This is a genomic window from Oceanicoccus sp. KOV_DT_Chl (assembly GCF_900120175.1).
Lineage (GTDB): Bacteria > Pseudomonadota > Gammaproteobacteria > Pseudomonadales > Dasaniaceae > Oceanicoccus.
This window is the reverse complement of record NZ_FQLF01000005.1, coordinates 817,505-832,338: the sequence shown is the minus strand read 5'-3', so window position 1 is coordinate 832,338 and position 14,834 is coordinate 817,505. Positions and strand designations below refer to the sequence as shown.

General features: G+C 46.5%; 7 protein-coding genes and 2 pseudogenes. All 9 read left to right on the top strand.

What is annotated here, in order from left to right; all coding sequences use genetic code 11:
• Nucleotides 1-94: 94 nt before the first annotated feature.
• Nucleotides 95-528 (top strand): annotated as a pseudogene (gene rplK, locus UNITIG_RS21125) (50S ribosomal protein L11).
• Nucleotides 528-1,223, top strand: coding sequence for a 50S ribosomal protein L1 (gene rplA / locus UNITIG_RS21120; protein ID WP_101760308.1), 696 nt, complete (start codon nt 528-530; stop codon nt 1,221-1,223). The pseudogene rplK and the gene rplA overlap by 1 nt, the downstream one beginning before the upstream one ends.
• A 338-nt stretch (nt 1,224-1,561) precedes the next feature.
• Nucleotides 1,562-2,056: a 50S ribosomal protein L10 gene (gene rplJ / locus UNITIG_RS21115; RefSeq protein WP_101760307.1), complete on the top strand. Its 495-nt coding sequence runs from the start codon at nt 1,562-1,564 to the stop codon at nt 2,054-2,056.
• 91 nt (nt 2,057-2,147) lie between these two features.
• Nucleotides 2,148-2,522: a 50S ribosomal protein L7/L12 gene (rplL, locus tag UNITIG_RS21110; protein WP_101760306.1), complete on the top strand. Its 375-nt coding sequence runs from the start codon at nt 2,148-2,150 to the stop codon at nt 2,520-2,522.
• Between the two features lie 305 nt (nt 2,523-2,827).
• The gene (gene rpoB / locus UNITIG_RS21105) at nt 2,828-6,904 is read left to right on the top strand and encodes a DNA-directed RNA polymerase subunit beta (RefSeq protein ID WP_101760305.1); all 4,077 of its coding nucleotides are present in this window, start codon (nt 2,828-2,830) and stop codon (nt 6,902-6,904) included.
• Nucleotides 6,905-6,968: 64 nt separating this feature from the next.
• A complete protein-coding gene (rpoC, locus tag UNITIG_RS21100; protein WP_101760304.1) occupies nt 6,969-11,192 on the top strand; it encodes a DNA-directed RNA polymerase subunit beta' in 4,224 nt (1,407 codons plus the stop codon).
• A gap of 235 nt (nt 11,193-11,427) precedes the next feature.
• Nucleotides 11,428-11,799 (top strand): 30S ribosomal protein S12, encoded by a 372-nt coding sequence (rpsL, locus tag UNITIG_RS21095; protein ID WP_101760303.1) that lies wholly within the window; start codon nt 11,428-11,430, stop codon nt 11,797-11,799.
• Nucleotides 11,800-12,044: 245 nt separating this feature from the next.
• Nucleotides 12,045-12,515 carry a 30S ribosomal protein S7 gene (rpsG, locus tag UNITIG_RS21090; protein ID WP_101760302.1) on the top strand — a complete coding sequence of 157 codons (471 nt, stop codon included), beginning with the start codon at nt 12,045-12,047 and terminating at the stop codon, nt 12,513-12,515.
• 173 nt (nt 12,516-12,688) lie between these two features.
• Nucleotides 12,689-14,796 (top strand): annotated as a pseudogene (fusA, locus tag UNITIG_RS21085) (elongation factor G).
• Nucleotides 14,797-14,834: the final 38 nt, after the last annotated feature.

Genomic DNA, 14,834 nt, shown 5'->3' with positions numbered 1-14,834 from the left:
GACGCGTCGCTTTTTTAAACTGGGGAGCCAGTGACCGGCCAAGAGTGTAAAAGCTTGAAAGTCGTGAGGCGTTACTACCCAAAGGAGAAGTAAAATGGCAAAAAAAGTTGATGCTTACATCAAGCTACAAGTAAAAGCCGGTCAGGCTAATCCAAGTCCGCCAGTGGGCCCAGCTCTGGGTCAGCATGGTGTCAATATTATGGAATTCTGTAAGGCGTTTAACGCTGCGACTCAAAGCGTTGAGCCTGGTCTGCCGATTCCTGTTGTGATCAGTGTGTATAGCGATCGCAGTTTCACTTTTATCACTAAGACTCCCCGGCTTCAGTTTTGCTGAAAAAGGCAGCGGGTATTACTAGTGGTTCAGGTACGCCCAATACCAAGAAGGTCGGCAAGATTACCCGTGCGCAATTGGAAGAAATTGCTACGACTAAAATGCCTGATTTGACTGCTTCTGATATGGATGCGGCTGTTCGTACAATTGCTGGTAGTGCTCGCGCCGCCGGTATCGAAACTGAGGGTGTGGTGTAATGGCTAAGTTAACTAAGCGTCAAAAAACAATTAATGAAAAAGTAGAGGCAGGTAAGCTTTATTCAATTGATGAAGCTGTGGCTCTGTTGAAAGAAGTATCCAGTGTTAAATTCGGTGAAACAGTCGATGTTGCCGTTAATTTGGGTTTGGATGCGAAAAAGTCGGATCAAGTAGTGCGTGGAGCGACCACATTGCCCCATGGTACGGGTTCTGAAGTGCGTGTTGCTGTTTTTGCTCAGGGTGCAAATGCTGAGAAAGCAACAGCTGCGGGTGCTGATGTTGTCGGTATGGACGATTTGGCTGAGCAAGTAAAGGCTGGTGCTCTGGATTTTGATGTTGTTATTGCCGAGCCAGCAGCGATGCGGGTAGTAGGTTCTTTGGGTACTATTCTTGGGCCTCGTGGTCTGATGCCAAACCCAAAAACGGGTACCGTTACGCCTGATGTTGAAACAGCGGTTAAAAATGCCAAGGCTGGGCAGGTGCGTTATCGCATTGATAAAAACGGTATCATTCACGGCGCTATCGGAAAGCTGGCTTTTGATGTGAAGGCATTAAAAGAGAATCTGGAAGCGTTGATTGTAGATTTGAAAAAAGCCAAACCTGCTGCGGCTAAAGGTGTTTATTTGAAGAAGATGACTTTGTCTTCAACGATGGGGCCTGGTTTGGTTTTGGATCAGTCTTCTTTAGAGGTTTAAGCTAAAGAAGGTAAGGAACTTTGTGGTCTGTTGCTGTTTTAGCGCAAGCGAGAATATAAACAGGCCGTCAAAGACCGTAGGTGTTATAGGTTAATCTTTTGCTTTATTTATAGGGTTAATGATTGGTCTGGCTTAATGAAATGTGTTGCGGTGGGTTGGTTACCATTGGCAGCGTTAAGCCTACGCAGACGGTGAAGTTTGTTGTTCGGTCTCTTTTGGGGCTATAGCAATGGGTGACCACCGAAACAATTTGTTGTGGCATTGATATTAATGTTTACGGCATAAAATGAAACGATAAATACAGTTGTTAAGTGTTTATCTAATTCTGGAGAAATATTGTGGCAATAGGACTTGAAGACAAAAAAGCAATTGTCGCTGAAGTCCAGCAAGTTGCTCAAAGTGCTTTATCTGCAGTAGTCGCCGATGCTCGTGGCGTTTCTGTTGTAGATATGACGGCACTGCGTAAAGAGGCTCGTGAAGCTGGTGTGTATATGCGTGTAGTGCGTAATACCCTAGCCAAGCGTGCTGTTGAAGGTACGGCTTATGAGTGTCTTGTTGACTCTTTTGTTGGCCCAACTCTGATTGCATTTTCTAACGAACATCCAGGTGCCGGTGCGCGCATCTTGCGTGCTTTCGCTAAAGATAATGAAAAGCTAGAGTTGAAGGCTGCCGCCTTTGACGGTGAAGTGACAGATATCGCGGTATTGGCAACATTGCCAACATTCGACGAAGCTATCGCCAAGCTGATGAGCGTGATGAAAGAAGCATCTGCTGGAAAATTGGTTCGCACTATTGCGGCCATTCGCGACCAAAAAGAATCGGAAGCTGCTTAATCTTGCTTGCTGTTATGTGAGTAAGTTGTCTGCTTTTATTGAATTTACCGAGTGTTGTTTGTAACGCGCTCAAAGAAATAGGAACTGAATCATGTCTTTATCTCAAGAAGATATCATCAATGCAGTTGCTGAAATGTCAGTTAAAGATGTTGTTGCACTGATTGAAGCAATGGAAGAAAAATTCGGCGTATCTGCAGCGGCTGCTGTAGCTGCAGGCCCTGCTGGCGGTGACGCTGGTGCTGCTGCCGAAGAGAAAACTGAGTTTGACGTAGTATTGACTGGCGCTGGTGACAAGAAAGTAAATGTTATCAAAGCGGTACGTGCGATCACTGGCCTAGGCTTGAAAGAAGCCAAGGGTATGGTTGATGGTGCGCCTGCGACAATCTTGGAAGGTGCGGCGAAAGATGCAGCTGATGACGCTGTTAAGCAGCTTGTTGAAGCTGGTGCAACTGCCGAACTTAAGTAAGCAAGTAGCATAAGCACTTTATTGAGGAGTTCTGCTTGCGTAAAAACGGCGTAGAATTTCACTAAAAAGTGCCGGGCTGATGGAAAAATCTTTGGGTTTTTCTATCGGCCTTTTTCTGTTTATAGGTTTTTTGTTTGTTTTTGGTTTTTTTGTAAATAAAAACTAGTCATAGCATGCAAAAAATCGACTTGTTTATTACTGCGGAATGAGCTGCGGTAAAAACAAAAAGAAAGACCTGATGTCAGGACTGTGATGATCTTTATCCCGCCTGGATATTGATCAGCAACGAAAGCTGGGGAGCGCTAATGGCCTACTCGTATACAGAGAAAAAACGTATCCGTAAGGATTTCGGTAAGATGTCCCATGTTATGGATGTCCCGTACTTACTGGCGATACAGTTGGATTCGTACAAAAAATTCACTCAAGACAATAGCACCATCGGTAAGCGCGATGATGTGGGGTTGCATGCTGCGTTTAAGTCAGTATTCCCTATTGTTAGTTATTCTGGCAGTGCTGCGCTTGAATATGTTGATTATGCGTTAGGTGCTCCGGCGTTTGATGTCTCTGAGTGTCAGTTGCGTGGTGTTACCTACGCGGTTCCTCTCCGGGTTAAAGTACGGTTGATTATCTACGATAAAGAATCAGCTAGCAAAACCATCAAAGATATTAAAGAGCAGGAAGTCTACATGGGTGAAATCCCATTGATGACTGAAAACGGTACCTTCGTTATCAATGGTACCGAGCGCGTAATAGTCTCTCAGTTGCACCGTTCACCGGGCGTATTCTTTGATCACGATAAGGGTAAGACGCACTCTTCGGGCAAGTTGCTTTATTCCGCGCGTATTATTCCTTACCGTGGATCATGGTTGGATTTTGAATTTGATCCAAAAGATATGGTTTACGTGCGTATCGATCGCCGTCGTAAATTGCCAGCGACTATTCTGCTGCGCGCTTTAGGTTATAGCTCGGAAGAAATCCTCGACATGTTTTATGATGTTGATGAATTTACTGTGGCTAAAGATGGTACTTTCAAGATGGCGCTTATCCCTGAGCGTCTTCGTGGTGAAGTGGCCTCCTTTGATATTATTGGCAAGGGTGGTTCGGTATTGGTTGAAACGGGTCGCCGCATTACTGCGCGCCACATTAATCAGATCGAAAAAGAAAAGCAGAAATCTTTGCCAGTACCCGAGGAGTATATCCTGGGTCGTTCATTAGCGAAAAATGTTGTTGATGAAAAAACCGGTGAGATTTTAGTTGAGTGTAATACTGAGCTTACTGAAGAAGTATTGGAGCAGTTGAGTGAAGCTGGAGTTAAATCCATCGAAACTATCTACACCAATGAATTGGATTGTGGTCCATTCATTAGTGATACGCTGCGCATCGATCCTTCCCGTAATGAGCTTGAGTCGTTGGTAGAAATTTACCGGATGATGCGTCCTGGTGAACCGCCAACCAAAGAGTCTGCCGAAAACTTGTTCCAGAACTTATTCTTCTCTCCTGAGCGTTATGACTTGTCGACTGTTGGTCGCATGAAGTTTAACCGTCGCTTGGGTCGCGAAGACGTTACCGGTGACGGCATATTAAGTAACGATGATATCGTTGCAGTAATGAAAACGCTGGTTTCTATTCGTAATGGTAAAGGTGTGGTTGATGATATCGACCACTTGGGTAATCGCCGGGTACGTTCGGTTGGCGAGATGGCCGAGAATCAATTCCGCGTAGGTTTGGTTCGTGTTGAGCGTGCAGTAAAAGAACGCTTATCTATGGCTGAGTCCGAAGGCTTGATGCCTCAGGATATGATTAATGCCAAGCCAGTAGCTGCGGCAGTGAAAGAATTCTTTGGTTCTTCGCAGTTATCGCAGTTTATGGATCAGAATAACCCCTTGTCTGAAATCACGCACAAGCGTCGTGTTTCTGCATTGGGGCCAGGTGGTTTGACTCGTGAGCGTGCTGGTTTTGAAGTGCGTGACGTTCACCCGACGCATTATGGTCGCGTTTGTCCGATCGAAACACCTGAAGGTCCAAACATTGGTTTGATTAACTCTTTGGCAACTTATGCTCGCACTAACGATTACGGTTTTCTTGAAAGCCCGTATTGTAAAGTGGTGAATGGCGTTGCTACCGATGAAATTGAATATTTATCTGCGATTAACGAAGCTGAGTATGTCATCGCACAGGCTTCGGCAAAGCTGGATAAAAACAAGAAGTTGGTTGACGATCTGGTAGCGGTTCGTCATCAAAATGAATTTACTGTTAAGACGCCGTCTGAAGTTCAATATATGGACGTGTCGCCGAAGCAGGTAGTTTCGATTGCTGCAGCATTGATCCCATTCCTGGAGCACGATGATGCCAACCGGGCATTAATGGGCTCAAACATGCAGCGTCAGGCAGTACCGACTCTGATTTCGGAAAAGCCATTAGTGGGTACTGGTATTGAGCGCTATGTAGCGGCTGACTCCGGTGTATGCAAAGTGGCACATCGTGGCGGTATCGTTGACAGTGTTGATTCTGGACGGATCGTGGTTCGCGTTAACAACACTGAAGTTGAAGATGGTCAGCCTCCGGTTGATATCTATAACTTGACCAAATACACCCGTTCTAACCAGAACACCTGTATTAATCAGCGCCCAATTGTTAAAGAGGGTGACATGATTGAGCGTGGTGATATTCTGGCTGACGGTCCTTCAGTTGATTTGGGCGAGCTGGCGCTGGGGCAAAACATGCGCATCGCCTTTATGCCCTGGAATGGTTACAACTTTGAGGATTCGATATTAGTTTCTGAGCGGGTAGTAAAAGAAGATCGCTTTACTACTATTCACATTCAGGAATTAACCTGTATCGCTCGTGATACTAAATTGGGATCAGAAGAAGTGACGTCCGATATTCCCAATGTTGGTGAAGGTGCATTAGGTAAGCTGGATGAGTCAGGTATTGTTTATATCGGTGCTGAAGTAGCTGCTGGTGATATTTTGGTGGGTAAAGTTACACCAAAAGGCGAAACCCAACTAACACCAGAAGAAAAACTACTGCGTGCGATCTTCGGTGAGAAAGCCTCTGATGTTAAAGATACGTCTTTGCGCGTACCTTCATCAGTAAAAGGTACGGTTATTGATGTGCAGGTTTTCACCCGTGATGGTCTGGAAAAAGACCAGCGCGCTCGTGAAATCGAAAAATCACAGTTGAATCAATACCGAAAAGATTTAAACGAAGAATACCGCATTGTAGAAAGTGCAACCTATGCATTATTACGCAAGTCTTTGTCAGGTCAGAAAGTTGTCAGTGGTGCAGGCATTAAGAAAGGTGCTGCTGTTGATGATGAAATGCTGGATGGTTTGGAAAAAGATCAGTGGTTTAAACTGCGCTTTGCAGATGATGCATTGAATGGTCAGCTGGATGCAGCGGAAGGCCAGTTAGCCGATCAGAAAGCTTTGCTGGAAGCGCGTTTTGAAGATAAAAAACGCAAACTGCAAAGTGGTGATGATCTGGCTCCAGGTGTGTTGAAAGTTGTTAAGGTGTATCTGGCTATCAAACGTCGGATTCAGCCTGGCGATAAAATGGCGGGTCGTCATGGTAACAAGGGTGTTATCTCGGTCATTATGCCAGTTGAAGATATGCCTTATAACGAGCATGGCGAGCCGGTAGATATCGTGCTTAACCCGTTGGGTGTACCTTCGCGGATGAACGTTGGTCAGATACTTGAAACTCACCTTGGCCTTGCGGCTAAAGGTCTGGGCGAAAAGATTGACGAAATGTTACGGGGTGAGCGCAAGATTGCTGAGTTGCGTAAGTTCCTTGAAGCGATCTATAACGGTGATGACGGCCGCAACGAAGACCTGAAATCATTTACCGATGATGAGCTTTTCGAAATGGCGGGTAATCTGCGCGGTGGTGTGCCAATGGCCACGCAAGTATTTGACGGCGCCACCGAAGAAGAAGTTAAGAATCTGCTGAGATTGGCTGATCTGCCTGATAGCGGACAGATGCAATTATATGATGGTCGTAGTGGTGAAGCCTTTGATCGCAAAACCACCGTCGGCTACATGTATATGCTGAAATTGAACCACTTGGTAGACGATAAGATGCACGCGCGTTCTACCGGTTCATACAGTCTTGTTACGCAGCAACCACTGGGTGGTAAAGCTCAATTCGGTGGTCAGCGTTTCGGTGAGATGGAAGTATGGGCACTGGAAGCATACGGTGCCGCTTACACCTTGCAGGAAATGTTAACGGTTAAGTCGGATGACGTAGCCGGTCGTACTAAGATGTACAAAAACATCGTTGATGGTGACCAGCGCATGGAGCCTGGTATGCCTGAGTCCTTTAACGTATTGCTCAAGGAGATTCGTTCTCTGGGTATCAATATGGAATTGGACACTGAATAACGAAACCATCGACAAGCGATTATGTGGGGCTCTATAAAGAGTCCCTTCATAACGGAGGAACGGCGTGAAAGACTTATTAAATTTACTGAAAAAAGATCAAAACGACGAGTTTGACTCTATCCGCATAGGCTTGGCCTCACCGGAGATGATTCGCTCTTGGTCTTATGGTGAAGTGAAAAAGCCAGAGACTATTAATTATCGAACTTTTAAGCCGGAGCGTGATGGCTTGTTCTGTGCCAAGATTTTTGGCCCGGTAAAAGATTACGAATGTCTCTGTGGAAAATACAAGCGATTAAAACATCGCGGTGTTATTTGTGAAAAATGTGGCGTTGAAGTGGCGCTGGCAAAAGTTCGCCGCGACCGCATGGGCCACATTGAACTGGCTAGCCCGGTTGCGCATATTTGGTTTTTGAAATCATTGCCCAGCCGTATTGGTTTGTTGCTGGATATGACACTGCGTGACATTGAGCGTATTTTGTATTTCGAATCTTATGTGGTTATTGATCCAGGTATGACCACTTTAGAGCGTGGCCAGATGCTGACGGATGAAGGCTATTATGAGGCGATGGAAGAATTCGGTGACGACTTCGAAGCAATGATGGGTGCCGAGGCTGTTCAGCGCCTGATGCAAGACATCGATGTTGATGAAGTAGTGAATACACTGCGTGAAGAAATTCCAGCGACCAACTCTGAAACAAAGATTAAAAAATTATCCAAGCGTTTGAAACTGATGGAGGCGTTACAGTCTTCTGGTAATAAAGCTGAATGGATGATCCTGAATGCATTGCCGGTTCTACCACCTGATTTGCGTCCATTAGTACCGTTGGACGGTGGTCGTTTTGCAACATCTGACTTGAACGATTTGTATCGTCGCGTCATTAACCGTAACAACCGCTTAAAGCGCCTGTTAGATCTAAACGCGCCAGACATTATTGTTCGCAACGAAAAGCGTATGCTGCAAGAGTCTGTTGATGCGCTGTTGGATAACGGTCGTCGTGGTCGTGCTATTACCGGTTCTAATAAGCGTCCGCTGAAATCTTTGGCCGATATGATCAAAGGTAAGCAGGGTCGCTTCCGTCAGAATTTGTTAGGTAAGCGTGTTGATTACTCTGGCCGTTCGGTCATTGTTGTTGGGCCTACGTTAAAGCTGCACCAATGTGGTCTGCCGAAAAAAATGGCGTTGGAATTATTCAAGCCGTTTATTTTTGGTAAATTGGAAGCTCGCGGTTTGGCGACAACTATTAAAGCTGCCAAGAAAATGGTTGAGCGTGAGCCGCCAGAAGTATGGGATATCCTCGCTGATGTTATCCGCGAGCATCCGGTTATGCTTAACCGCGCACCAACCTTGCACCGTTTGGGTATTCAGGCGTTTGAGCCTGTACTTATTGAAGGTAAGGCTATTCAGTTGCATCCATTAGTGTGTGCGGCGTACAACGCTGACTTTGATGGTGACCAAATGGCGGTACACGTGCCACTGACTATCGAAGCTCAGTTGGAAGCACGTGCGCTAATGATGTCTACCAATAACATCCTGTCACCAGCGAATGGTGAGCCTATCATCGTTCCTTCTCAGGATGTGGTGTTGGGTTTGTACTGGATGACCCGCTCGTGTATCAATGTTGCAGGGGAGGGTATGACCTTTTCCGACGCGCAAGAAGTGCATCGCGCCTATAACACGCGGACAGTGCATTTACAGGCTCGCATAAAGTGTCGTATTTCTGAGACAACTAAAAATGAAGAGACTGGCGAGCTGGAAGAAGTTACTTCAATAGTTGATACCACAGTTGGTCGTGTGTTGTTGTGGCAAGTAGTGCCTAAAGGGTTACCTTTTTCTTTGGTCAATCACCCAATGGTGAAGAAAGCGATCTCGCGAGTTCTTAACGAGTGTTACCGTCGAGTCGGATTGAAAGCCACAGTTATTTTTGCTGACCAATTAATGTATTCGGGTTTTGCCTATTCAACGCGTTCTGGTTCATCTATTGGTGTTAATGATTTTGCAATTCCAGCGGCAAAAGCCAATATCATTGGTAGTGCAGAGAATGAAGTAAAAGAAATTGAAAAACAGTATGCCTCAGGTCTGGTAACGCAGGGTGAGAAATACAATAAAGTTATTGATATCTGGTCTCGTGCTAACGATTTGGTTTCCAAGTCGATGATGGATGGCATCTCAACTGAAACGGTTATTAATCGCGACGGTGAAGAGGAGAAGCAGGATTCATTTAACTCTGTCTTTATGTACGCAGATTCCGGCGCGCGGGGTTCACCAGCACAGATTCGTCAGCTAGCGGGTATGCGTGGTTTGATGGCCAAGCCAGATGGCTCGATCATTGAAACGCCGATTACCGCAAACTTCCGTGAAGGTTTGAATATTTTGCAATACTTCATCTCGACTCACGGTGCTCGTAAGGGTCTGGCTGATACTGCATTGAAGACAGCAAACTCTGGTTACTTGACGCGTCGTTTAGTCGATGTGGCTCAGGATTTGGTTGTTACTGATATCGATTGTGGTACTAGCGAAGGGCTATTGATGAAGCCTGTTATTGAGGGTGGCGATATCATCGAAACCCTAGGTGACCGCGTGTTGGGTCGGGTGTTAGTGAACGACATAGTGAATCCAGCTACTGGCGAAGTGGCGTTCCCTGCCGGTTCGTTTATGGATGAAAAAGACGTTATGACGTTGGAGTCCATTGGTGTTGATGAAGTTATCGTGCGTTCGCCGATCACTTGTGAGACTCGCCATGGCTTGTGCGCCACTTGTTACGGCCGTGATTTGGCTCGTGGGCATTTGGTTAATGTGGGTGAGTCGGTCGGTGTAATTGCGGCTCAGTCTATTGGTGAGCCAGGTACTCAGTTGACTATGCGCACCTTCCACATTGGTGGCGCGGCATCACGGGCAACTGCAGTTGATAGCGTGCAAGTTAAGCAAGAAGGTGTAGTGCGTCTGCACAATGTTAAGTTGGCAGAAAAGGCCGATGGTACTTTTGTTGCGGTAAGCCGTTCCGGCGAAATCGCAGTGGCTGACTCGGCAGGTCGTGAGCGTGAGCGTTATAAGCTGCCATACGGTGCTTTAATTAAGGTGGCTGACAAGGGCGCTGTAGCTGCTGGAGAAATTGTAGCTACTTGGGATCCGCACACTCACCCCATTATTACTGAGGTGGCCGGTAAGGTTAAATTCAGTGGTATGGAAGAGGGCATCAGTGTTCGCAGCCAGACTGACGAATTAACCGGCTTAAGTTCAATCTCTATTATTGATCCGGCTGAACGTCCAGCGGCAGGTAAAGATACTCGTCCAGGTGTTACCCTGGTTGATGCCAAAGGTAAGGAATTGTGCCTAGCGGGAACAAATGTACCTGCACACTACTTCTTGCCAGCAAATGCTATGGTTGGTTTAACCGATGGTGCTGATGTGGGTATCGGTGATGTTATCGCTCGTATTCCACAGGAAAGTTCAAAGACCCGCGATATCACCGGTGGTCTGCCACGTGTTGCTGACCTGTTTGAAGCACGTAAGCCGAAGGAGCCTGCAATTCTTGCGGAAATCTCCGGTACTGTGAGCTTTGGTAAAGAAACCAAAGGTAAGCGTCGTTTGGTGATTACGCCTACTGATGGTTCTACTTACAAGGGCGCAGATCACTATGAGTCGTTGATTCATAAATGGCGTACTTTGAGCGTGTTTGAAGGTGAGCACGTAGAAAAAGGTGAGGTGGTATCTGAGGGTCCGCCAAGTCCGCACGATATTCTGCGACTGAAAGGCGTAGAAGAGTTGGCGAAGTACATCACTAACGAGATCCAGGATGTTTACCGTCTACAGGGTGTAAAAATTAACGATAAGCACATCGAGGTCATTTGTCGCCAGATGTTGCGTAAAGTTGAAATTACTACCTCAGGTGATTCCAGTCTGATCAAGGGTGAGCAGATCGAGTACAACCGTTTGTTGGAAGAAAACGAACTTTTGGCAGCGAATGATAAAGTTGGTGCGAATTTCGAGCGTATGTTGTTGGGTATTACCAAGGCATCGTTGGCAACAGAGTCGTTTATCTCTGCGGCCTCGTTCCAGGAAACTACCCGCGTATTGACCGAGGCGGCAGTAACCGGTAAGCGTGACTATCTGCGTGGCTTGAAAGAGAACGTAGTTGTAGGTCGATTGATTCCCGCAGGCACCGGTTTGGCATACCATGCTGGACGCAAGCGCCGTAAGGAAGAGGCGTTAGCAGCTAATGAAGAAGTGACCGTAAGTGCAGCCGATATAGAGGCGGCATTAACGGAGGCGCTTAAGGAAGAGGGCTAAATCGGCAGAAACTGAATGAATGTTGCTGAGCTAACCCCTTTAGGGAAGGTTTCAGTAACAGCCATAAGATTTCAGCTATTGACTGGTGGAGGGCGCATCTATACAATCCGCGCTCCGCTTTTAACGGATTAGCCCCGCTTTGGTGGTTGTTAATCCCGCTGCTTATTGAAGAGCTGTAGCTTGGTTCTGCACTAGGTGGTTTAGAAGTTTTACATATAAATTTGGAGTTTGTTTAATGGCAACGATCAACCAGTTGGTTCGTAAGCCGAGAAAACGTAAGGTTCAAAAAAGCGACGTTCCTGCTTTGCAGGCTTGTCCGCAGCGCCGTGGTGTATGCACTCGTGTTTATACTACTACGCCGAAGAAACCAAACTCTGCTCTGCGTAAGGTATGTCGTGTGCGCTTGACCAACGGTTATGAAGTGACTTCATACATCGGTGGTGAAGGTCACAACTTGCAAGAGCACAGTGTTGTGTTGATTCGCGGTGGTCGTGTTAAGGATTTACCGGGTGTGCGTTATCACACAGTTCGCGGTAGTTTGGATACTTCTGGAGTCGCTGCCCGTCGGCAGGGTCGTTCCAAGTATGGTGCCAAGCGTCCTAAGTAATCTGATATCAGGTTTTTCTGGGGGTGCAGCCCACAGGAACTCGTCGGCAGTAACGAGGCTATAAGCTGCCAATACGTTTTTCGGTTCTAATGGGTTTTACAGTGAAGACTGCAAAACTTTAAAATTTTATTTCAACCTTAGTAAGGCCAAACCCCTGCTAACCCACTCGCCCACTTCCGTCTCCAGTAGACACAGGGCATCTGGCAAAACAGTGTTTGGATAACCTGAAGAAAAGGGCTAAAACTATGCCAAGAAGAAGAGTCGTCGCGAAACGCGAGATCCTGCCTGATCCTAAATTCGGCAATCTCACGCTAGCCAAGTTCATGAACCACGTGATGGTCAGTGGTAAAAAATCAGTTGCTGAAAGTATCGTTTACGGTGCTTTGGATATTGTTAAAGAAAAAATGAACAAAGATCCCATCGAAGCTTTCGATGAAGCCTTAGAAAATATCGCGCCAATGGTTGAGGTTAAATCTCGCCGTGTTGGTGGTGCAACTTACCAGGTACCTGTTGAAGTACGTCCATCACGTCGCGCGGCTTTGGCTATGCGCTGGTTGGTAGAGTACTCACGTGGTCGTGGTGAAAAGTCCATGCGCCAGCGTTTGGCGGGTGAGATCATCGACGCATCACAGGGTAAAGGCTCTGCGGTTAAAAAGCGTGAAGATGTTCACCGTATGGCAGAAGCCAACAAAGCGTTCTCGCACTACCGCTTTTAAAGTAAGTGGTGTTTGGATACGGCAGTTACTGGCGTATCCGTGTGAGAAACAAGCCAAGGCGTTTCTATTCGTAGAAGCGCCTTTGAGCTTTAAAAAACACTGGTTTTTAACTTGTGTTGATAAAGTTTAAACCTAACTAAAAATTTAGCTTATCTGCTAATGAGGATTTAACAGTGGCACGTCAGACGCCTATTGCTCGTTACCGAAACATTGGTATCTGTGCACACGTAGATGCGGGTAAAACCACAACTACCGAGCGCGTGCTGTTCTATACCGGGCTATCTCACAAAATTGGTGAGGTACATGATGGCGCTGCCACTATGGACTGGATGGAGCAGGAGCAGGAGCGTGGTATTACTATTACCTCAGCTGCCACTACCTGTTTTTGGGCGGGTATGCAGCAGCAGTTTGAGCAACACCGCATTAATATTATCGATACCCCGGGCACGTTGATTTCACTATTGAGGTAGAGCGGTCTTTGCGGGTGTTGGATGGTGCAGTGGTTGTGTTGTGTGGCTCGTCCGGTGTACAGCCCCAAACAGAAACAGTATGGCGTCAGGCAAACAAATATGAAGTACCGCGTATGGTATTCGTCAATAAGATGGATCGCACCGGTGCTAATTTTCAAAGTGTTATTGATCAGTTGGGTGAGCGCTTAGCTGCTGTTGCTGTGCCCATGCAAATGACCATCGGTGCCGAAGATGAGTTTAAGGGCGTCGTCGATCTGGTCAAGATGAAAGCTATTTTATGGAATGAAGATGATCAGGGGATGACCTTTGATTATGCCGAAATTCCCGCAGACCTTGTCGAAAAGTGCGAAGCGATGCGCGAGCATATGATTGAAGCTGCTGCTGAAGCTAACGACGAGCTGATGGAGAAGTATCTTGAAGATGGCGATCTGAGCGAAGAAGAAATTATTGCGGGTATTCGCAAGCGTACTCTCGCTAATGAAATAGTGCCTGTGTTTGGTGGTTCAGCCTTTAAGAATAAAGGTGTACAGGCAATGCTGGATGCTGTTATTCAGTATTTACCATCCCCGGCAGAAGTTAAAGCCATTGAAGGCACGCTGGATGACAAAGAAGAAACGCTGGCCACCCGAGAAGCGGATGATAAAGCACCGTTTGCAGCGCTAGCTTTCAAAATTGCGACTGACCCTTTTGTTGGTACGCTAACATTCTTCCGTGTGTACTCCGGTACGCTTACCAGTGGTAGCGCGGTTTACAATTCAGTGAAACAGAAAAAAGAACGTGTTGGCCGCATGGTGCAAATGCACGCCAATGATAGAAATGAAATTAAAGAAGTATTGGCGGGTGATATCGCGGCAGCGGTTGGGCTAAAAGATGTGACTACCGGCGATACCTTATGCGACGAAAACGAAAGAATTATACTTGAGCGGATGGAGTTTCCCGAGCCGGTTATATCGGTAGCGGTAGAGCCTCGTTCAAAAGCAGATCAAGATAAAATGGGTATTGCGCTAGGTAAGCTAGCGCAGGAAGACCCTTCTTTCCGCGTTAAAACGGATGAAGAAACCGGGCAAACGATTATTTCTGGTATGGGTGAATTGCACCTTGATATCTTGGTTGATCGGATGCGACGTGAATTTAGTGTGGAGGCGAATATCGGCAAGCCGCAAGTTGCTTACCGCGAATCGATAGCAAATATTTCAGAGATAGAAGGTAAGTTTGTGCGACAGTCGGGTGGTCGCGGTCAGTATGGACATGTCTGGGTGAAGTTTGAGCCTGGTCAGGATGCCAATGCTGAAGGTCTGGAATTTGTAAATGAAATAGTCGGTGGTTCGGTTCCCCGCGAATATATTCCGGCCGTTGAAAAAGGTATTGCAGAGCAGATGCAAAATGGCGTGTTGGCGGGTTATCCGCTGCTCGGCCTGAAGGCTACTCTGTATGATGGATCTTTCCATGATGTGGATTCCAATGAAATGGCGTTTAAAGTTGCGGCTTCTATGGCAACTAAAAAGCTGGCTCAGGTAGGCGGCGCTCAGCTGCTGGAACCTATCATGAAAGTAGAAGTGGTAACCCCTGAAGAAAACATGGGTGACGTGGTTGGTGATTTGAACCGTCGTCGCGGGATGATTTTAGGTATGAGCGACAATGCTGTTGGCAAAGTTGTTGATGCTGAGGTGCCACTGGGTGAAATGTTTGGTTATGCAACTGATTTGCGTTCGGCAACTCAGGGGCGGGCTACGTTCACTATGGAGTTTGAGAAATACTCTCCGGCACCAAAAAATATTGCGGATGCCATTATCGCAAAAAATATGGGTTAGAAAATGGTTAACTTTCTTTTAACAATTGACGAGGTATT

Excerpts from the sequence above, each read along its gene's own strand:
- rplL (WP_101760306.1), top strand. The coding sequence starts at position 2,148 with ATGTCTTTATCTCAAGAAGATATCATCAATGCAGTTGCTGAAATGTCA.
- rpoB (WP_101760305.1), top strand. The coding sequence starts at position 2,828 with ATGGCCTACTCGTATACAGAGAAAAAACGTATCCGTAAGGATTTCGGT.
- rpsL (WP_101760303.1), top strand. The coding sequence starts at position 11,428 with ATGGCAACGATCAACCAGTTGGTTCGTAAGCCGAGAAAACGTAAGGTT.
- rplA (WP_101760308.1), top strand. The coding sequence starts at position 528 with ATGGCTAAGTTAACTAAGCGTCAAAAAACAATTAATGAAAAAGTAGAG.
- rpsG (WP_101760302.1), top strand. The coding sequence starts at position 12,045 with ATGCCAAGAAGAAGAGTCGTCGCGAAACGCGAGATCCTGCCTGATCCT.